The following is a 708-nucleotide window of genomic DNA, read 5'->3' on the forward strand; positions in this document are numbered from 1 at the left end:
CTGTGTTTCAAAAGAGGGGAAAAATATCAATTAAGGGGGAGATTTGAACGGGGTGACTAACTTATTCACAGTACTTAGCCTCTACTTTTAGAGAGGTACTTACGGAACCATCTAATAGGTGGTTATAAGCCAAGTAAGTCATAGTGCGGGCTTTTGTATTGTAAGTGAGTACATCAACGGTTCTTCCTGTATTTATATTGTCATCAACATCAATACCAACAAATTTCTTACAAGCGAGAATTTTGTTATATTTATGGCTAATCGCTAGTGCCTTTTTTATATTGGCGTTATTCTTTTCACTCCAGTCGTGATAAAGACTTTCTTGTGCCTGCCGAGCCTCTTGTTTTAAGGCTTTTCGGACTGGCTCGGTCACTTCTAACGCATCAATAAACGCCTCAATGTCATCGCGGATACCATCATTGTTTTCATCAGTACCAGTAAGAAAGTCACTGCGGTCAAGCATGGGTTCAAAGCGCTCATATAGCAGCCTAAACTGACCATCGATTGTCGGTTGTGCCTTTAATTCTGCGACTAGTTCAGGTGTTTTATCTATGTGAGATATGACACTCGGTTGTTCCACTGCAGTCGCCTTTGGCTCATTCGATTCTTTGCACCCCACGATTATCATCACGGCTAATGCGCAGACTAACCCATTTTTCATTTCTGTACCCCCTAGTATTTCAAATAGTTACCAGAGAATACGGACAA

At 41.1% G+C, this 708-nt stretch carries 1 protein-coding gene; it reads right to left on the bottom strand.

Translation table 11 applies throughout. The features are described from left to right. Positions 1–61: 61 nt before the first annotated feature. The gene (locus tag AB4653_RS28325) at positions 62–661 is read right to left on the bottom strand and encodes a chromosome partitioning protein ParA (RefSeq protein ID WP_102258569.1); all 600 of its coding nucleotides are present in this window, start codon (positions 659–661) and stop codon (positions 62–64) included. Positions 662–708: the final 47 nt, after the last annotated feature.

Origin of the sequence: Vibrio sp. 10N.222.48.A3 (assembly GCF_041475345.1) — a bacterium.
Taxonomy (GTDB): Bacteria; Pseudomonadota; Gammaproteobacteria; order Enterobacterales; family Vibrionaceae; genus Vibrio; species Vibrio tasmaniensis_A.

Coding starts and splice junctions, on each gene's coding strand:
- AB4653_RS28325 (WP_102258569.1), bottom strand. CDS start 661: ATGAAAAATGGGTTAGTCTGCGCATTAGCCGTGATGATAATCGTGGGG.